General features: G+C 67.8%; 16 protein-coding genes, 2 pseudogenes and 1 riboswitch. Of the genes and pseudogenes, 6 read left to right on the plus strand and 12 right to left on the minus strand.

Annotated features, from left to right (window positions below):
* Positions 1 to 2: 2 nt before the first annotated feature.
* Positions 3 to 1,628, minus strand: coding sequence for a pyruvate, phosphate dikinase (locus CDN38_RS20025; RefSeq protein ID WP_099319140.1), 1,626 nt, complete (start codon positions 1,626 to 1,628; stop codon positions 3 to 5).
* A gap of 143 nt (positions 1,629 to 1,771) precedes the next feature.
* On the opposite strand from CDN38_RS20025, the gene CDN38_RS20030 reads away from it, so the two are divergent.
* Positions 1,772 to 2,281: a DoxX family protein gene (locus CDN38_RS20030; RefSeq protein WP_099319141.1), complete on the plus strand. Its 510-nt coding sequence runs from the start codon at positions 1,772 to 1,774 to the stop codon at positions 2,279 to 2,281.
* A gap of 28 nt (positions 2,282 to 2,309) precedes the next feature.
* Here CDN38_RS20030 and CDN38_RS20035 read toward each other — a convergent pair whose 3' ends face one another.
* Positions 2,310 to 3,977 (minus strand): PE family protein, encoded by a 1,668-nt coding sequence (locus CDN38_RS20035; protein WP_099319142.1) that lies wholly within the window; start codon positions 3,975 to 3,977, stop codon positions 2,310 to 2,312.
* Complete coding sequence (locus tag CDN38_RS20040; protein ID WP_075510005.1) at positions 3,965 to 4,156, minus strand: hypothetical protein; 192 nt, start codon at positions 4,154 to 4,156, stop codon at positions 3,965 to 3,967. Before CDN38_RS20040 ends, CDN38_RS20035 begins: the two co-directional genes overlap by 13 nt.
* Positions 4,157 to 4,260: 104 nt before the next feature.
* On the opposite strand from CDN38_RS20040, the gene CDN38_RS20045 reads away from it, so the two are divergent.
* The 3 genes and pseudogenes from CDN38_RS20045 to CDN38_RS20055 all read left to right on the plus strand — a co-directional run bounded on the left by CDN38_RS20045 (position 4,261) and on the right by CDN38_RS20055 (position 6,983).
* Positions 4,261 to 5,046 carry a prolipoprotein diacylglyceryl transferase gene (locus CDN38_RS20045; protein ID WP_075510004.1) on the plus strand — a complete coding sequence of 262 codons (786 nt, stop codon included), beginning with the start codon at positions 4,261 to 4,263 and terminating at the stop codon, positions 5,044 to 5,046.
* Positions 5,047 to 5,159: 113 nt separating this feature from the next.
* Entirely contained in the window at positions 5,160 to 5,438 is a 279-nt protein-coding gene (locus CDN38_RS20050) for a hypothetical protein (RefSeq protein ID WP_233428361.1), read from the plus strand.
* Positions 5,439 to 5,443: 5 nt separating this feature from the next.
* A pseudogene (locus CDN38_RS20055) lies at positions 5,444 to 6,983 on the plus strand (radical SAM protein).
* A 68-nt stretch (positions 6,984 to 7,051) separates the two neighbouring features.
* Here the strand turns inward: CDN38_RS20055 and CDN38_RS31920 are convergent.
* Positions 7,052 to 7,174: a hypothetical protein gene (locus CDN38_RS31920; protein ID WP_267888230.1), complete on the minus strand. Its 123-nt coding sequence runs from the start codon at positions 7,172 to 7,174 to the stop codon at positions 7,052 to 7,054.
* An 8-nt stretch (positions 7,175 to 7,182) separates the two neighbouring features.
* The gene (locus tag CDN38_RS20060) at positions 7,183 to 7,377 is read right to left on the minus strand and encodes a hypothetical protein (RefSeq protein ID WP_075510002.1); all 195 of its coding nucleotides are present in this window, start codon (positions 7,375 to 7,377) and stop codon (positions 7,183 to 7,185) included.
* Between the two features lie 139 nt (positions 7,378 to 7,516).
* Between CDN38_RS20060 and CDN38_RS20065 the strand changes: the two genes are divergently transcribed.
* Positions 7,517 to 9,238 (plus strand): DUF3556 domain-containing protein, encoded by a 1,722-nt coding sequence (locus CDN38_RS20065; RefSeq protein WP_075510001.1) that lies wholly within the window; start codon positions 7,517 to 7,519, stop codon positions 9,236 to 9,238.
* 96 nt (positions 9,239 to 9,334) lie between these two features.
* Here CDN38_RS20065 and metE read toward each other — a convergent pair whose 3' ends face one another.
* The 3 genes from metE to CDN38_RS20080 form a co-directional block, all read right to left on the minus strand.
* Complete coding sequence (metE, locus tag CDN38_RS20070) at positions 9,335 to 11,614, minus strand: 5-methyltetrahydropteroyltriglutamate--homocysteine S-methyltransferase (RefSeq protein WP_075510014.1); 2,280 nt, start codon at positions 11,612 to 11,614, stop codon at positions 9,335 to 9,337.
* Between the two features lie 125 nt (positions 11,615 to 11,739).
* Positions 11,740 to 11,921, minus strand: a riboswitch (cobalamin riboswitch).
* An 89-nt stretch (positions 11,922 to 12,010) separates the two neighbouring features.
* A complete protein-coding gene (locus CDN38_RS20075) occupies positions 12,011 to 12,853 on the minus strand; it encodes an SDR family oxidoreductase (protein ID WP_075510000.1) in 843 nt (280 codons plus the stop codon).
* 72 nt (positions 12,854 to 12,925) lie between these two features.
* Positions 12,926 to 14,239 (minus strand): TetR/AcrR family transcriptional regulator, encoded by a 1,314-nt coding sequence (locus CDN38_RS20080; protein ID WP_075509999.1) that lies wholly within the window; start codon positions 14,237 to 14,239, stop codon positions 12,926 to 12,928.
* Positions 14,240 to 14,748: 509 nt separating this feature from the next.
* Between CDN38_RS20080 and CDN38_RS20085 the strand changes: the two genes are divergently transcribed.
* Positions 14,749 to 15,906, plus strand: coding sequence for a PPE family protein (locus CDN38_RS20085; RefSeq protein ID WP_075509998.1), 1,158 nt, complete (start codon positions 14,749 to 14,751; stop codon positions 15,904 to 15,906).
* 87 nt (positions 15,907 to 15,993) lie between these two features.
* On the opposite strand, the gene CDN38_RS20090 is transcribed toward CDN38_RS20085, so the two are convergent.
* The 4 genes and pseudogenes from CDN38_RS20090 to CDN38_RS20105 form a co-directional block, all read right to left on the minus strand.
* A complete protein-coding gene (locus CDN38_RS20090) occupies positions 15,994 to 16,296 on the minus strand; it encodes a hypothetical protein (protein ID WP_075509997.1) in 303 nt (100 codons plus the stop codon).
* A gap of 248 nt (positions 16,297 to 16,544) precedes the next feature.
* A pseudogene (locus CDN38_RS33095) lies at positions 16,545 to 16,670 on the minus strand (SDR family NAD(P)-dependent oxidoreductase); the annotation flags it as partial.
* Positions 16,651 to 17,760, minus strand: a complete 1,110-nt coding sequence (locus tag CDN38_RS20100) for an acyl-CoA dehydrogenase family protein (RefSeq protein ID WP_075509995.1) — start codon at positions 17,758 to 17,760, stop codon at positions 16,651 to 16,653. The pseudogene CDN38_RS33095 and the gene CDN38_RS20100, both read right to left, overlap by 20 nt.
* A complete protein-coding gene (locus CDN38_RS20105; protein WP_075509994.1) occupies positions 17,757 to 18,902 on the minus strand; it encodes an acyl-CoA dehydrogenase family protein in 1,146 nt (381 codons plus the stop codon). Before CDN38_RS20105 ends, CDN38_RS20100 begins: the two co-directional genes overlap by 4 nt.
* Between the last annotated feature and the right edge of the window lie 4 nt (positions 18,903 to 18,906).

Genomic DNA, 18,906 nt, shown 5'->3' on the forward strand with positions numbered 1-18,906 from the left:
TATCAAGCAGTCGATGCCCGGAGCGCATGCAACATGGTGATCAGTGGCGCGTCGGACACCACATCGGTATGTCCGGCGCTCATGGCAGCCCGCGTGGCGGCCTCGGAATGATCCTCGAGCCTGGGGTAGTCGCCGGTGGCATGGGCGCGCAGCGGGCTGATGCGCAACGCGATGTCGGTGAGTTCCCGCAGCTCGGGCGTGTCGTTCTCGGACCACGCGGACAGAGGCAGGCCGCCGGCGCGCACCTCGCCCTGATGTCCGTCGACGGTGATCTGCTTGCCGGCCAGGGTCGCGGCTACGCCGTGGCCGCAGCCGACCACGGCAACCCGGCCGAGCTCGCGGCTGACCACCGCCGCGTGGCTGGCCGCACCGCCCACCTCGGTGACAATGCCCTGTGCGGCCAGCATGCCCAGGACGTCTTCGGGCCTGGTGTGGTCGCGCACCAGGATGACCGGCTCGCCCCGCTCGGCCGCGTCCAGCGCCGCGTCCACGTCGGTGTAGGCGATTCCGGTGGCCACACCCGGACAGGCGGGCAGGCCTTTGGCCAAAAGAGTTGCGGCCAAACGTGTTTCGGGCTGCAGCGCCGGCCGCAACAGGGCTTCCACATGGGCGGGGGCTATTCGGCGCAGTGTCTGGGCGTCGTCGATGAGACCTTCGTGTCGCAGTTGCAGAGCCAGCCGCACCGCGGCCTGCGCCGACCGCTCGGCAGACCGTGTCTGCAACAGCCACAGCTTGCCGTTTTCGACGGTGAACTCGATTTCCGGGACGTCTGAGGTCAGTCGCTCCAGACAACGGGCGGCCGCCATCAGCTCGTCATAGACAGCCGGTAGCTGTTCGCGCAGCGCGGCGATCGGTTCGACGTCGACCAATCCCGAGACCACGTCGTCGCCCTGACCCCCGGGCAGCCAGTCGCCGAACGGTTCGTTGGCGCCGGTGATGGGGTTGCGGGAGGACAGCACGCCGGCGCCCGAGTCGGCCGCCTGGTTGCCGAACACCATCGCCTGCACGACCACCGCGGTACCACCCTGGTCATCTCGGCCGTAGTGCTCGCGGTAGGCCTTGGCCCGCGGCGAATTCCAGGAAGCGAAGACGGCCCCGATGCCGGCGCGCAACTGCTCGTATGGATCCTCCGCGGGGTCGCGGCCCGTCACTCGCCGATACATCCGGATGAACCGCCGGCGCGTATCAGCGGCGAAATCAGCGGTGGCGGCTGCGGCCAGGGCCTGCTCGACGCCGTCGTTGAGGCCCAGGTCCAGGATCGTGTCCATCATCCCGGGCATCGACTGGGTGGCCCCCGAGCGCACGCTGACCAACAACGGACGCGGCCCGCGGCCGAACGTGCGCGAGGTCTGGGCCTCCAGCCAGCGCATCCGCTCCTGCACATCGTCCCAAATCGCGTCCATGGTCGGCTCGGGGTCGGTAAGGTACCGCACGCCCACCTCGGTGGTGATGCAGAACGCGGGCGGTACCGGCAATGTGTGGCGGCGCATCACGTCGATGCCGTGGCCCTTGTTGCCCAGAACCTCGCGGGAATGATCCGCCTGCCCGTCCAGCACGACCACCGGGTTTTTGCGGATGCCTTCGAGGGGATCGTCGAGGGGATCACCGCCTCGTGGGATACGAGCCATTGATGCACCCCCTCGTGGTCGGGCAAGCCTGAAGCGGTTGCGGGCAAACGTCGGAACGTCCGCAATGTTTCCACACCGATCACCGGAACCGGCGGCTCGCCGCTGCTGCCGGGAGCCGGGCCGGATGATCTAGTTTTGACGGTATGACTGCATATGACGCCGGGGTGCTGATCCTGCGGCTGGTGCTGGGCCTGACTCTGGCCGCGCATGGCTTGAACAAGTTCTTCGGCGGCGGCCGGATACCGGGCACCGCACGCTGGTTCGAGAGCATCGGCATGAAGCCCGGGAGGTTTCACGCGACGGTGGCCGCCAGCACCGAGACTGCCGCCGGACTGGGGTTGGCCGCAGGTCTGCTCACACCCATCCCGGCGGCGGGTTTCGTCTCGCTCATGCTGGTCGCCGCATGGACCGTGCATCGGCCCAACGGCTTCTTCATCGTCAAGGAGGGTTGGGAATACAACCTGGTGCTGGCGGTCAGTGCCGTCGTCGTCGCCACACTTGGCGCCGGAAAGTTCAGCCTCGACCGGGTGATCTTCGGAAAGAATTGGTTCGACGGGTGGGCCGGCCTGTTGATCTCACTCGGACTCGGCCTCGCCGGCGCCATCGGGCAGTTGCTGATCTTCTACCGGCCGCCGGTCAAACACACCGGGTAGCGGCACGCGACCGGGCGTCCGCCGGTTATCACTGGCCGTTGTTGCCGTCCTGCCCGAGCAGCTGACCGCCGGCGCCGCCGGCGCCGGCCTTGCCGGGTGACACGCCGATTCCGGCGTTGCCGCCGTTGCCGCCGTCGCCGATCAGCCATGCGCTGCCGCCCGCACCGCCGTTACCGCCGGTGCCGGTAGCCGACCCGCTGTCCCCGCCGGCGCCGCCGTCACCGCCGTTGCCGATCAGTCCGGCCTTGCCGCCGACTCCGCCGTTTCCGCCGAGACCGCCGAATCTGCTGGTGCCGCCGGCACCGCCGACGCCACCGTTGCCATAGAGCAGGCCGGCGTTGCCGCCGGCTCCGCCGGGCGCGCCGATGCCGGACTGGCTGACACCGGCAGCGCCGCCGGCACCGCCGTTGCCGCCGAGGATGCCGGCGTTGCCGCCGGCGCCGCCGGACCCGGCGACGTTGGCGCCGAACCCGCCGGTACCGCCGCCGCCGCCGGCGCCGAACACCCCGCCTGCTCCGCCGGCCCCGCCGGCGCCGCCGAACCCGCCGGCGCCGGCGGCGGCGCCGCCGGTGCCGCCGAGGCCACCGGCGCCGAACACGCCGCCTGCTCCGCCGACCCCACCGAACCCGCCCGACCCGCCGACGGCGTTGCTGGCCCCGCCGGTGCCGCCCACCCCGCCGGCGGCACCGAACCCGCCGGCTCCGCCCGCTCCGCCGGCGCCCCCGGCGACGGCGCCGAAACCGCCGGTGCCGCCGCCACCGCCGGGAGCGAACAGGCCACCGGTGCCGCCGATGCCGCCGTCCCCGCCGGCACCGGCGATGGGGTTGCCGGTCCCGCCGGCGCCGCCGAACCCGCCGGCGCCGAACAGCCCGCCGGTCCCGCCGGCCCCGCCCGGCCCGCCGATGACGCCGGTCCCGCCGGCGCCGCCGACTCCGCCGGCCGCGAATAGCCCGCCCATCCCGCCGGGTCCGCCGGCCCCGCCTTTGCCGGCGCCGAACCCTCCGAGTCCGCCGGCCCCGCCGGTGGCGAACAGCCCGCCGGCTCCGCCGGACCCGCCGTCCCCACCGGTGGCGCCGAACCCGCCGGCTCCACCGGCGCCGCCGGGACCGAACAGCAGCCCGCCGGTCCCGCCGTTTCCGCCGGTTCCGCCAACCGCCGCCGCTGAGCCGCCGGTCCCGCCGGCACCGCCGATCCCGAACAATCCCGCTGGCCCACCGTTACCGCCCGGCATACCGGGTGCGCCCGACCCGCCGGCCCCGCCGTTGCCGATCAAGATCCCGCCGGCCCCGCCGTCGGCGCCGGTCCCCGGGGCGGCGTTGGCGCCGTTGCCGATGAGCGGGCGCCCCAATAGCGTCTGGGTGGGGGCATTCAGCGCGTTGAGCAGATCCTGCACCGCGATCTGCAGGGGCGACACGTTGGCGGCTTCGGCGGACACATACTGTCCGGCCGCCGCGGTCAGGGCCTGCACGAACTGCTGATGAAACGCCGCCGCATCGGCACTTAGGACCTGATATGCCTGCCCGTGCGCCTCGAACAGCGCCGCGATGGCCGCGGACACCTCATCGGCGCCGGCGGCCAGCAGCGCCGTCGTCGGCGTGGCCGCTGCGGCAGTGGCCGCGTCGATCGTCGAGCCGATACTTATCAAATCCGCGGCCGCCGCGGTCAGCGCCTGCGGCGTCGCGATCACAAACAACATTCGGCCACCTCGTGATTCGTCATGACCCCGATGAAGTCATGCCGACCAGCCGGCGCGTTGCCGACTTCCGACCGGTCGGCATGAGCGAATTCTATGGCGGTCTGCTGCGGACCATCCCACGGTTTGCCCGATGTCTTGGATGTCTTGCGCGGATGATTTTCGGGCGTGCCGGTCGCCACCGATGAAGACGAGGGCTCCCCCGTCGGGCGGGTGCCGCGAACAACGCATCGCGGTCCCCGGCGCGACGAGTCCGGTTGATACCGGATCAATATAGGCTGTCGGGGTGGTTCCGCACTGGCGGGTAGGACCGCTGACGCTGCCGGTACATGGTGTGTTCGTCGGGCTGGGCGTGCTGGTGGCCACGGTCGTTTTCTTCGCAGAAGCCCGCCGCCGCGGTGCGGTGAATGACCAATCGCTGGTGGCGGTGACCGGAGCGCTGGTCGGTGGGGCAATTGGCATGCGGCTGTCCGGGTGGGCGGAACATATCGATGTCCGGCTCAACCCGACTTTGTTGCAGGCCTGGGAATTTGGGTCGCGCAGCATCCTGGGTGGCCTTGTAGGCGCCTACGTGGGCGTGCTGATCGTCAAGCGGATCGGCGGCTACCGCGGCAAGACCGGGGATCTGTTCGCCCCGGCGGTCGCGCTGGGAATGGCGGTCGGTCGCATCGGCTGTCACCTCACCGAAGCTCCCGGCCGCCCGACCGGCCTGCCGTGGGGTGTGCACGCCCCTGCCGCCACGCCGAAATGCCCGGGTTGCCTCACTGGCGCCGCGATGCATCCTTCGTTCCTCTACGAGATCGGTTTTCAGCTGGCCGCGTTCGCCGTTCTGCTGTGGCTGCGCAACCAGCTCACCCAACCGGGTGAGCTGTTCATCCTCTACGTCGCGGGCTACGCGGTGTTCCGGTTCTTCGTCGAGTTCGTCCGGGCCAACGAAACCGTGTGGCTGGGTTTGACACGGCCGCAATGGTTTTTGCTGCCCTCGGTTGTTCTCATCGCCATTCGGCTAGGCTACGGATACCGGCGTGGTCACTATGATCCACTGCTGCAAAGGCAGGCACTGCCAGCATGACGAGCCCACCCCCGGGTTGGCCTCCGCCGGGCTATCCCTACGATCCGAACCAGCCCTACCCCGGCTGGCCTCCGCCGCCTCGCAGGTCCGGTGGGGAGATCTTCGGGGCGGTCGTGGTCGGCGTATTCCTTTATTTCGGAATCAATCTGGTGGTCGGGTTCATGGTGGTCGCCGGCCTTGCCCAAGCCGTCTCGTCCGTCGCCGCGGTAGTGACGGGAGCTATTGTCCTGGCGCTGATCGCCTTTGGCGGCGGCGGCGTACTGGTCATGCTGCGAAACCCGTGGGCGAGGGGAATTGGAATGGGGTTGATGATCGGCTGGGCTATCACATCGATCGTCACGGTCGGCTTCTGCACCGGCTTGAATCCGACGCTGTACGGATCTGCCGGATGACCGGCATGGGATTGCGGGGCGACAACATTCATCGCTACGTCAACGCGTTCTGCCCGCGCTGTCACGACGAGGAACCGGATCGTCCGCTGAGTAGGGTTGCCCGGCTGAGCGGCTGGCTGGCGGTGCGCGACGGGCCGGTCTGGCTGGAGCGCGGCTGCCGCTCGCACGGGCTGGTCAGTACTCTCTACGACGAAGATCCGGAAATCCTTGCCTACCTTGAAGAATGGACGGCTCCGACGAAGGCTCACGTCCCCGATAAGCCGGGTAACTTCGACCCGATCCCGTCGGCGTATCTGCGCGGTCTGCCGCAGATGCAGACCCAGCACACCTGCATCCTGCTGGAGGACATCGCCGAGACGTGCAACCTGCGCTGCCCGACCTGCTTTGCCGATTCATCGCCGGACCTGCGTCATGTCGTGGCGATCGGCGACGTGCTCGCCAATGTCGACCAGCGTCTCGAGCGGGAGAACGGCCGCCTCGATGTGCTGATGCTCAGCGGCGGCGAGCCCAGCCTGCATCCGCAATTACCGGAGCTATTGGCCGAACTGAGTGCCCGACCGATCACCCGAATATTGCTGAATACTAACGGTATCCGTATATCCCAGGACGACGGACTGCTCGACCTGCTCACCGAGCACCGCGAGCGCGCCGAGGTGTACCTGCAATACGACGGGCTCTCGCAGGCCGCGCATCGCTACCATCGGGGCGGGGATCTTCGCCGGATCAAGCAAGACGCCTTGCGCCGGCTGTCCGAACGGGAGATCTTCACCACCTTGGTGATGACGGCCGCGCTCGGCGTCAACGACCACGAGATCGGCGACGTGGTTCGGCTTGCCCTACAAACACCCTATGCGGGCGGGGTCTGCGTTCAACCCCAATTTGGTTCGGGGCGTTTCGGGATTCATCGACGCCGACAATCGGCTCACGCATACCGGTGTGCTCAGGAGGCTGGGGCCACAGACCGGCGATCTGGTCACCTGGCGGGATCTGACCGCGCTACCGTGCTCGCACCCGCATTGTTGTTCGGTGGGGTACCTGCTGCGCGACGACGGCGGACGATGGCGCTCACTGGTGGCCTTGATCGGTCACGACAACCTCAAAGACAAACTGGGCCTGGTCGCAAACCGCATCGCCGACAGGGATATTCCCCGCGAGTTGCGGCTGGCAGTGCGTGAATCGCTGCTGGCGTTGCTCTCCGAACAGTCGTCGTTGTCGCACCCGCAGATGTCCGACGTGTGGCGTCTGATCTGCCAGAATTGCGACCTGGGCATGGCGACCCTGCTGACACTGGCCTCCAGCGCGCTGCCCGGGCGACGGCGCCAGCTGCGGCGGCTGCTGGGGGAGCGGGTGCTCCGCATCACGGTCAAACCGTTCATGGATATGTCGACGATGATCGAAGAGCGGCTGGTGCAGTGCTGCGTGCATGTCGGCACGCGTTCGTCACAGGATCAGTGCGCCCCATTCTGCGCGGTGCAGGCCTGGCCGGCGCTCGGCCGGCAGCGGCTATCGGTGGCTGCCGAGCGGCTGCTGCCGGTGGTGCGATGAATCCGGCAGCGGCGAGGTCGTCGTCGGTGAGCGGCCGCACCTAGGCGGCCCGGTCGCATGCCCGCCGGCTATTGCCGCCCGATGTTGCCGTCCTGCCTGAGCAGCTGCCCGCCCTTGCCGCCGGCGCCGACCTTACCCGGCGGCGTGCCGGTCCCGCCATTACCGCCATTACCGTCGTCGCCGATCAACACGGCATTTGCTAACCCGGCCCGCCGTATTGCCACACCAGGCTGTGATCGCCGGTCATGGTCGGGTTGCACCACATCGTCCGGCCGTTGGCGTCCTGGATGGTCGCGTGCAGCACGGTACAGGAATCACCGGGAGACGGCGCCTGGGCCGCAGCGATGCCACCCCCGGCGACCGCGATCGCGAGAATCCCGCCACGATGGTCCATGCGACAAACCGCCGTCTGCTCATCGGAAAACCTCCTCAGCACGGCAGAACTCCACGGTATCGGCACCCGCGGAGGCCGGTAAAGAATTGGCTACCCAGATGAACCCACGCGGCTAGAACAGGTTCTAATCTGAGACACCATGGGATTCCTCAAACCCGAACTGCCTCAGGTCGACATCCCCGAGTGGAGCAAGGGCACCCGCAGCGAGAAGATCCGCCCGATGGCCCGCCATTGGGCCGAGGTCGGCTTCGGCACACCGGTGGCGCTGCACCTGTTCTACGTCGTCAAGATCGTCCTCTACATCCTGGGCGCCTGGCTGGTGGTGCTCAGCACGACGGGGATCGACGGGTTCACCAACGTCAGGTCGTGGTACTCGGAGCCGATCGTCTTCGAGAAGGTCGTGCTCTACACGATGCTGTTCGAGGTGATCGGATTAGGTTGTGGCTTCGGACCATTGAACAACCGGTTCTTCCCGCCGCTGGGGTCGATCCTGTATTGGTTGCGGCCCAACACCATTCGGTTGCCCCCGTGGCCGGGTAGGGTACCGCTGACCAGGGGCACGGCGCGGGCTCCGGTGGATGTGCTGCTGTATGCGGCGCTGTTGGTGATGACGCTGTGGGCGTTGTTCTCCGACGGCACCGGTCCGGTCCCGGAGTTGGGCACCCAGGTCGGGTTGTTACCGGTGTGGCAGATCTGGACGATCCTGGCGATCCTGGCCGTCGCCGGATTGCGCGACAAGGTGATTTTTCTGGCCGCTCGCGGCGAGGTCTACGGTTCGCTGACCGCCACGTTCCTATTCGGCGGTGCCGACCTGATCGTCGCCGCCAAACTGGTGTTTCTGGTGATCTGGATGGGGGCGGCGACGTCGAAGCTCAACAAGCACTTCCCGTTCGTGATCTCCACCATGATGTCCAACAACCCGCTGATCCGGCCGCGGTTCATCAAGCGGATGTTCTTCGAGAAGTTCCCCGACGACCTGCGGCCCGGACGATTGTCGCGGATCATCGCCCACGTCAGCACCTTTATCGAGATGGCCGTGCCGGTGGTGCTGTTCTTCGCGCACGGTGGCTGGCCGACCGCGGTGGCGGCGTTCGTGATGGTGTGCTTCCACCTGGGCATCCTGACGGCGATCCCGATGGGAGTGCCGTTGGAGTGGAACGTCTTCATGGTCTTCGGCGTGCTGTCGCTGTTCGTCGGCCACGCCCGTCTCGGCCTGACCGACGTGGAAAACCCTGTGCCGGTGGCGATTCTGTTCGCCGTGGTGGCCGGCACCGTCGTATTGGGCAACCTATTCCCGCGCAAGATCTCGTTTCTGCCCGGCATGCGCTATTACGCCGGCAACTGGGACACCACGCTGTGGTGCATCAAGCCGTCAGCTAGCGATAAGATCGGCAACGGCATCGTCGCGATCGCCAGCATGCCGGCCGCGCAGCTGGAGCGCTTCTACGGCAAGGACAAGGCGCAAATCCCGATGTATCTCGGATATGCGTTCCGCGCCATGAACACTCACGGCAGGGCGCTGTTCACCCTGGCGCACCGGGCCATGGCCGGGCAGAACGAAGACGACTACGTCATCACCGACGGCGAGCGGATCTGCAGCACCGCCATCGGGTGGAATTTCGGCGACGGCCATATGCACAACGAGCAACTGATCGCCGCGATGCAGCAGCGCTGCCACTTCGAGCCGGGCGAGGTGCGGATCGTCCTGCTCGACGCGCAACCCATCCACCAGCAGACCCAGGCCTACCGGCTGGTGGATGCGGCGACCGGCGAGTTCGAACGCGGCTACGTGCGGGTCGCCGACATGGTGACCCGGCAGCCCTGGGCCGACGACCTGCCGGTCCACGTGCTGCCTGAATAGCGCCGCGCGTCATAGCGCCGCGCGTCATAGCGCGAGCAGACGCAGAATCGCACTCAGGAGGCCTTCGGGACGCGATTCTGCGTCTGCTCGCCAGCCTTAGGCGCCCGCCCGCACCTGCTGCGCAGCGGCGACCATGTTGCGCAATGAGGCGCTGACCTCAGCGGCGCTGCGGGTCTTCAGGCCGCAATCGGGATTGACCCAGAGCCGCCGCGCCGGAACCGCTTTCAGCGCGGCACGCAGCGACTCGGCCATCTCTTCGGCGCTTGGCACCCGCGGCGAATGAATGTCGTAGATGCCCGGGCCCACACTGTTGGCGAAGCCGGCCGCATTCAGGTCGTCGAGCACCTCCATGTGTGAGCGCGCCGCTTCGATCGACGTCACATCCGCATCCAGATCAGCAATCGCGCCGATGATTTCGCCGAATTCCGAATAGCACAGATGGGTGTGGATCTGGGTCGAGTCGGCCACGCCGGAGGTCGCCAACCGGAAAGCGCCTACGGCCCAACGCAAGTACTCGTCCTGTTCGGCGCGACGCAGCGGCAGCAGCTCACGCAGCGCGGGCTCGTCGACCTGGATGATCGCAATGCCGGCGGCCTGCAGGTCCACGGTCTCGTCCCGGATGGCCAGCGCCACCTGGTACGCGGTGTCGGCCAGCGGTTGGTCGTCACGCACGAACGACCACGCCAGGATCGTCACCGGGCCGGTCAGCATGCCCTTGACCGGCTTGTCGGTCAACGACTGCGCGTAGGTGATCCAGTCGACCGTCATCGGCCGTGGCCGCGACACATCGCCGTAGAGGATCGGCGGGCGCACGCAGCGGCTGCCGTAGGACTGCACCCAGCCGTTCTCGGTGGCGAAGAAACCCTCCAGCTGTTCGGCGAAGTACTGCACCATGTCGTTGCGCTCCGGCTCACCGTGCACCAGCACGTCGAGCCCGAGCTGCTCCTGCAATGAGATGACGTCGGCGATCTCGGCTTTCATCCGGCGGACGTACTCGGCGTGGTCGATCTCGCCGGCCCGCAACGCCTGACGCGCCCTGCGGATCGCCGAGGTCTGCGGGTAGGAGCCGATCGTGGTGGTCGGCAGCGCCGGCAGGTGCAGCCGCGCGTCCTGACCGGCGCGACGGGCGTCCGCCTCGCCCCGGCGGGCACCGGAGGCGACGATCGAGTCGATGCGGGCCCGGACCTGACCGTTGTGCAGGCGCGGGTCCCGCTTCCGTGACGCCACCGCCGCGTTGGAAGCCGCGATGTCCTCGGCTACCGCGTCGCGTCCGTCGCGCAGTGCCCGCGCCAGCACGACGACTTCGCCCACCTTTTCCGAACCGAATGCCAGCCAGCTGCGCAGGTTGTTGTCCATGTCGGTTTCGGACTCCAGCGAATACGGCACGTGCATGGTGGAGCACGACGTCGAAACGGCAACCGTGGCAACAGATCCCAGCAGAGTTGCCAGCCGGCTCAGCGCCGCCTCCAAGTCGGTGCGCCAGACGTTGCGCCCGTCGACGACGCCGGCCACCAGCGTCTTGCCGGCCAGCTCCGGAACCGCGGCGACCGCGGTGCGCGCGCCGGCCACCAGGTCCACACCGATGGCTTCCACCGGCGTGCGCGCCAGCGCCGGCAGTGCGGCGGCGGGATCGCCGAAATAGGTGGCGACGTGGATCGCCGGCCGGTTGCTCAGCGACCCCAGCGCCGTGTACATCCGCTCGGCCAGCGCCGGAGCGTCGGGACAGATGTCGGTCACCAGCGCGGGCTCGTCGAGTTGTACCCATTGGGCGCCCTCGCCGGCCAGCAGCGACAGCAGTTCGGAGTAGGCCGGAACCAGGTCCTGCAGTCGGCCGATGGGTGTGGCGGCACCGTCGACGGCCTTGCTCAGCAGCAGGAAGGTGACCGGCCCGATGATCACCGGACGAGCCGGAATGCCAAGCTGCTGAGCCTCTTTCAGCTCGGCGAGCACCTTGTCCGGGTTCAGCGTGAACGTGGTCGACGGCCCGATCTCGGGGACCAGATAGTGGTAGTTAGTGTCGAACCACTTGGTCATCTCCAGCGGCGCGACGTCGGCATTGCCGCGCGCGGCGGCGAAGTAGCGGTCCAGCTCGTCGGGGATAGCGCTCACCCGGGCGGGCAGCGCACCGAGCAGCACCGCGGTGTCGAGCATCTGGTCGTAGTAGGAGAAGGTGTTGATCGGCACCGAGTCCAGGCCCGCCGCGGTCAACGAGGTCCAGGTGTCGCGACGCAAGGTGGCGCCGACGGACTCCAATTCCGATCGGCTGGTGCGTCCGGCCCAGTAGCCCTCGGTCGCCCGCTTGAGCTCACGGTGCGGGCCGATGCGAGGGGAGCCGGTGATGGTTGCGGTGAACTTCTGAAAATTACCTGCGGTCACGGTGTGTCCTTTACTCGACGGGTAGGTCACCGCCCGCGGACGTGCAGCCGAATCCGGTTGCAGCGCAACACCGCAACCAGTACGGCCAAACGCCCACTCCACGAGGCGATGACCCGCCGGACGCGGCGCGCCCGGCACGGCTGGCAGGTCTTCGGACTCACAGGCGCGCACCTCGGTGGTGCTCCTAGTGGCCGTCGCTTCCCAGTCATGTGACCAGTGCTGTTGACGGCGGTCGTTCCTGCATACCGCTGCGGGACAGTTCCGGATTCTCACCGGATTCCCTCTCGCCAGGCATCGCTAACATGCCTCGCTCGGTGCCGAGGTCACGGGATGCGACGACGGCAGACCAGCTGCGTGGTCCAGATTACGTCAGCCGGCAACCGCTGCCGCGAGCGGCTAGGGCATCGGTACGCGGCCCATGATCAGGTCGAGGATCGGTTTGCCCGGCGGGTAGGCGCCGGTAAGCGAGGCCATGGTGTGCCCGTAGTCCACCAACAGCGTGATGCCGCTGATCCCGAAGGCTGCCGCGCTGTTGAGGAACGCCATCACGTCGCCCATCTGCTCCGGGGTATGCACCTTGGCGCCGGTCTCGTCGCGGTAGTCCTGCGCGTAGCTGAGCCACAGGTCCGCGTTGGCCTGGGCCAACGGGGTGTCGGTGGGCCCCGGACAAATGGCGTTGATCCGTATTCCCTTCTTCAGCAGGGGATAGGCCTGCATCGCCACGTAGGCGTTGATCGCCTTCTTGCTGAAGCCGTAGTGGATGATGCCCTCGGCCTCGTGCGCGGCAACCCAGTCCTGGGCCGCGGCGTAGTCGGGCGTGGCCAGAAACTCCTGCAGCCGGGGCAGGTCGTTCTCCCACCCCATGCCGGCGACCGAGGAGATGAAACAGATCGCCGATCCGGACGGAAGCTGGTCGTTGTCCAGCAGACGCTGGATCGCATGGCGATGGCCGATGAAGTTGATCTTCATCAGGTCCGGGCCTTCGGCCACCCCTGCTGCGGAGAACACCGTATGGACCGGTCCACCGAGTTGCCCGATCGCGGCGTCGATGGACGCGGGGTCTCGCAAGTCGACCTGTAGTGCCTGGGCGACGTCATAGTTCACCGGCGCGTAGTCCATCACGGTGACGTCGGCACCGAGCTCGGTTGCCGCCTTGGCCGCCGCGGCGCCCATGCCCGTCGCGCCGCCGACCACCAGCGCCCGCTTGCCGTCGTAGCGCAACCGATCCAGAACAGTCATCGAGATCCCTTCCCCGGGGGCCCTACATACTCGCCGCCTACCTGCCTACTCTAGGGAGAACATATTTTTGGTTCAATACCCCTCGCTGCGCACCGCGGCGCCGCGTAACACCGTGTCACGGGCATGAATCAGTGCGGCACGCGGGCCGACGGCGCGAAGGATGTTCTCCGGTATCCACTGCAAGGCGATGACCGATCGCGCCAGCATCGCCAGCGACGGGGTCTCGATCCGGATCTCGTCCGAGCGAAACCCTTCGGAAAGTAGCGATTTCAGCTGACGCAGCCGGGTGGCATACAGCCATCCCGGGTTGGGGGTATTGGGCGGCGACTGCCGCATCCAGGCGAGCTGAATCCGGAATTCATCAGAAAACTGATCCAGCGCATTGATATTGATCCAACTCAGCGCGTCCAGCTTTTCGATCGGCGTCGCTTCCGAGCGCAGTACGCTGACCCAGCCGGTCTCGACCTTCTGGCCGAAGGACCGCATGATCGAAGCCAGGAGTTCGTCCTTGGATCCGATCACCCGATAGACCGTGCCGGTACCCAGGCCGGCTGCAGCCGCGATGTCCCTGATCGTGGTGACTTCATATCCTCTGCGCCCGAACTCGGTTCGGGCGACCGCCCGCACCCGGGCCGCTTTGTCGCCGGGGTCGGCGTCCCGGTCATCGGTCCACGTCGCGATGGCGTCGTTGGCGGCCGCCAAGGCGCTCGATGCGTCCAGCTCCGGATCGGCTGGAGGGCGGGTCGCCAATCCCTGCAGGATGATTCGGCACATCAGCCGGGCGACCTGGTCGGCCGACGCGTTGTGCCGGATGACGTCGAGCCCCACCTGCAGCATGGTCTGGCAGATGCGGTCGGCCAATATCGGCAGATCCATTTCCGGTTTGATGTAGCCGCTCCACCTGGCGGCGCGCAGCGTCTGCAGCATCGCCTCCTGCAGCGCCGCGGGCCGCTGCTGGGTGAGCTTCATCAGTTCGGGATCCGCGCTCGGTCCCTCATAGAACGACATCTGCAGGGCCGCTTGGTGCGCTACCGCGCAGTTGGCGATCGCCGATCCCAACTCGGTGATCTTCTCGGCCACTGGCCGCGAATCCGGTTCGTCCAATTTCTGCTGCGCGGTTAGGCCGACGCGATTCAGATCGTTTTGATAGCGGCGAATCAATTCGATCAGGATCGCTTCTTTGGACTCGAAATGGTGATAGAGGCTGCCCGGCAGAATGCCTGCCGCGTCGGCGATTTCCTGCAGCGACGTGCGCAATCCCGACGACGCGATCAACGACGCCGCGGTCTGCAGAATCTCGGCCCGGCGCGTCCCGGAGTCGGCGACGGCTTCGTCGGGGCGATCGACCGGCTTTCGGCCTCTTGCCAAAGCGTTGGCCTCTGCCATAGCTATCGGGACGCACGTCCGGAGGACCGCGGCTTGGCAGACAGCGGCTTGGCAGACATATGCACTCGCCCTCCCGCCGAACCAAATCTTTGTTAAAGACTATCAGACCGCGGCCGGTCAACGCCCTGCTAAGCGTGGTTGACAGCCGATTCTAAACGGGTCGTTGCGGCCGCCGCGGATTGGCATCGTGCGGCTCCCGCGACGGCTCCACCCCGTTGCGGCCTGGCGCGCGACGCCAGTCCGCGGGGAGGAGCCGTCGCGCCGACGCGCCCGCCCGGCGATGTGGCCCAACTGCCCGGCCTTTATAGCTGATTGACAGGAGGCTTTGAGCGTTGACAGGAAGGTTTGGCGCGAAAGCCCGGATTTTCTGCTTGACACCGCCTTACCATTCGGCCGTGGCGCCCATAGTCGCAATAGGTGACTGTTGCTGCTGGTGAGTGTTGTATTGGAGGCAGTCGGCGGGAATGGATGTTCGTTAAATTAATGCGGCCGGCGGTTTGGGGTTTGGCATGATTCCTGAGTTTGCGTGGTTGCCGCCGGAGATCAACTCGGCACGGATTTTCGCCGGCGCGGGATCAGGTCCGCTGCGCACGGCGGCTTCGGCGTGGGCGAGCCTGGCTGCGGATCTGAGGGCATCGGCGGCGTCGTTTGATTCGGTGGTCAGCGGGTTGGCGGCGGGGCCGTGGTCGGGTCCGGCCTCGGTGTTGATGGCGGCGGCGACGCCGTACGTGGGATGGTTGAGTAGGGCCGCGGGGGAGGCCGAGTCGGCCGCCGTTCAGGCGCGGGCGGCGGCGACCGTTTTCGAGGCGGCGTTGTCGGCTACGGTGCATCCGGCGGCGGTGACCGCCAATCGGGTGTCGTTGCTGTCGTTGGTGGCGACAAATTACTTGGGGCAGAACACCCCGGCGATCGCGGCCGCCGAGGGCGACTACCTCGAGATGTGGGCTCAGGACGTGGCCGCGATGGTGGGGTATCACGCCGGAGCGACGTCGGTGGCGTCGACGCTGACGCCGTTCAGCCTGCCGCCGCTGACAATGGCGGGATTGGTCGGGCTGGCATCGCAGGTCGCCTCGGGTGTCAGGGCGATAGCGTCGTCGGCGGGCGCTGCGATAGCCACACCGGTGCAGGGAATCGTGTCGGCGGCTCCGTCCGCCCTCTCGATGCTGCAGTCGGTGCCGTTGTCGTCGTTGATGTATCCGGTGAGCATGGCGATTTCGCCGTTGATGAGCGCGGTGACCAATGCGGCGCGCACTCCGGCCGCGGGGTTGGCCGGTGCCACGGCCGGCGGAGCGGCGGCCGGCGAGCCGAAGTTCGTGGGTGCGGCTCATCCTGGGACCAAGCCGTTTGGCGGCGGCGGGCTCGGTTCGGCGACGTCGGCGGGTCTGGGTAAGGCCCGGATGGTGGGGACGATGTCGGTTCCGCCGACGTGGCAGGGCTCGACGCCGACGCGGATGGCCAGTTCGCCGTTATCGGGCTTGGGTGCTGCAGGCATGCCCAATCCGGCGGAGCTGACCGGGGCGGCGCGTCCCGCCGGGATGCCGATGATGCCGATGCCGATGGGCGGTGCCGGCGCCGGGATGCCCGGCGCAATGATGGGCCGCGGTGGGGCGGCCGGGAATCCGGTGCAGTCGCGGCCCAGCGTGATACCCCGGACCGGGATCGGATAGGCCCGGACCAGGACGGCCGGCTGCTTTCCGAGAGGCATTGCGGCCGGGCCCAATTCGAGACGCAGCATGCCGCTGTCGCCGACGACGTCAGAACACGTTACTGAGCAACGGAGTGGGCGCGTGCCCAGTCAAAGCCGGGTTGGCCTGCCAGCTTCCCGCCCGCACCGCCGGTGCCGCCAGCGCCGGGCGAATGCCCCGTCCCGCCGTTACCGCCGTTGCGATCATCGAGGCGTTGCCACCGTTACCGCCTGTTCCGCCGTTGACATAGCCGCCGCCGTCGCCGCCATTGCCGCCGTCGCCGATCAGTCCGGCATTGCCGCCGTTGCAGCCTGCTCCGCCGTTGCCGCTCAACCCGTTTCCGCCGCCGCCGGCACCGCCGGACAGAGGCAAATGTGAAAGATGTGGTTGCCGCGAGGAAGCCGCCGAGCGCGGTGACTGGATCAATCTTAGGTAGTCACGCCAAGCCGCGCGCAGACGCTGAAAACCTCCTCGAAAATCGAGCCGGGCACGGTGAACGGCTCGGTGGCCGACACTTCCGACCAGTGCGCCGCGATGTCCTCGGCGGTCGGGTCGCAGTCAGCGCCGGCCGACCATCCCTGACCCAGGCCGACGAACACCCGCGCGAAGTGCCTGTGCCTGGTCGCGCCAAGGTCGTTGACCAGCACCGCGGCACCGCGGCGGGCCAACTCGAGTGCGTACAACCGGCCGAGCCCACGGCCGGCGCCGGTGACGATCGCGACCTGGTCAGTGAAATCTGTCCTCAATTCGTGGCTTCGCAAGGCGCACACCGATTTCGGTGAGATAGCGGTCGGGTCCACCCAGAAATGCGCTCCAGCTCAGCAAGCGTTTGAGATACAGGTGAGCGTCGTGGTTCCACGTGTAGCCGATGCCGCCGAAAACCTGGATGGCCGTGTCGGCGACGGTGGCCAGCCGCCCGGCGAACGCCTTGGCGCGCAGCGCGCACAGGTGTCGCTCGTCGGCGTTATGGGGCAGGGCATCCGAGGCCCACAAGGCGTGGATTACCCCGCTGCGGGCCAACTCGACCGTCTCGTACATGTCGACGCACAGCTGCTGGATCGCCTGGAACGAGCCGATCGCCTGGCCGAACTGCTTTCGCACCTTTGCATATTCGACGGCCAGCTCCATGACGGCGCGGGCTGCGCCGAGCGCATCGGCGGCCATGGCGATCAGCACGTCGTCGACGACCGCCGCAACGGCGGCCGGCGACGGGATGGCCAGTCGGCGGGCCGTCACACGATCGAGCTCGACCCGAAACATCTTGCGGGTCTGGTCGATACCGCGCTCGGGCGTCACCGAAACGCCAGGGGAGGCAGTGTCGACGGCGAAAAGCTCGGTACTGTACCGGTTTTGAGCGAATGCCAACAGCACCTGTGCGGCCGCGGCGTCGGAAACCGATGCCAGCGCACCGTTGAGCGCCGTGCTGTCTGCTGTCGGCAGGGTCTTCATGTCCCACGGGCCCACGGTGGCGATCGTGGCCCCTTCGGCTATCCCGGTGAAGATCTCGGCCGCCGCTACACCTTGGACGTCGCACCGGATCAGCGTCCGCGTCGCCGCGACCGCAGTGGACAACCACGGTCCCGGGTGCAGGGCGGCGCCGAGTTCCTCGGCGACGATCCCGGCCTCGACCATCGTCATGCCGGCGCCGCCGTATTCCGGTGGCACCAACAATCCGGTTGCGCCCAGCTCGGCCAGGCCATGCCACGTCGCCTCGGTGCTGCCGGTCGGGTCGTCGAGCAGCTTGCGCACGTGTCCCGAAATCGGCGCCTTCTCGGCAAGAAAGCGTCGCACGGTGTCGCGCAGCGCAACTTGCTCCTCGGACAGTTCCAGGTTCATCGGCGCGGCAACCCCAGCACCCGGTGCGCGGTGATGTTGGTGTTGATCTGTGTCGTGCCGCCGGCGATGGTCAGCGACCGCGACGTCAGCCGGTAGTCGGCCCACCGGCTTGCCTGCGGGCCCAGCACGTCGAAAGCCAGCGCGGCCAGATCTTGGCCGATCTCGCCCCATACCGTTTTGGCCAGGCTGGCCGACCCGAACGCAGTGATTTCCGAGCCGCCATGCAGGGTCGCCGAAATCGAACGCTGGCACAGCACCTCGAGATACTCGATCCGCACCGCGATCTCGCCCAGCCGCCGCAACGTCACCGGGTCGCCGCCCACTCCCGACGCGGCGAAGTCCGCCACCAGCTCCCCCAACCGCACCTGCAGTTCGGCGTACAGTCGCGCCGCTCCGGCGCGCTCGTGGCTCAGCGTGGTGGTGGCGACCTGCCAGCCGCCGTTGAGCGGACCCAGCAGCGCGTCGCCCGGCACCACCACATCGTGGAAGAACAGCTCGGCGAAGTCGGTGTCACCGTTGAGCGTGACCAGCGGCCGAACCTCGATACCGGGCAGCCTCATGTCGACGATTAGGCAGGAGATGCCCTGGTGTTTGGGCGCCTCGGGATCGGTGCGGACATACAGTTGGCACCAGTCGGCGCGGTGCCCGAGCGAGGTCCAGATTTTCTGTCCGTTGACCACGAAGGTGTCGCCGTCGCGCACCGCGCGGGTCCGCAGCGCGGCGAGGTCGGATCCGGCGTCGGGCTCGGACATGCCCTGGCACCAGATGTCGTCGGCGCGCATCATCCGGGGCAGCAGTGTCGTCTTCTGGGCTTCGGTGCCGTATTGCATGATCGCCGGGGCGATGTTGTTCATGCCGATGACGTTGAGCGGCAAGGGGGCTCGGGCCCGGGTGGTTTCCTCGGTGTAGACCAGCTGCTCGAGCACGGTGGCGCCCCGGCCGCCGTACTCGCGAGGCCAGGAGACGGCCGCCCAGCCGGCGTCGGCCAGGGTGGCGTTCCAGGCGTGCAACATGTCGAATACCGCGTCGCTGCGGCCGGGGAATCGGCGGGCGGCGATCAGTTCGTCGGTCAAATTCGTGCGGAGCCAGGCGCGCAGCTCGTCGCGGAGCTGCTCCACGTCCGCCGGGTATGAGAAGTCCACGTGC

The organism is Mycobacterium ostraviense, assembly GCF_002705925.1.
Taxonomy (GTDB): domain Bacteria; phylum Actinomycetota; class Actinomycetes; order Mycobacteriales; family Mycobacteriaceae; genus Mycobacterium; species Mycobacterium ostraviense.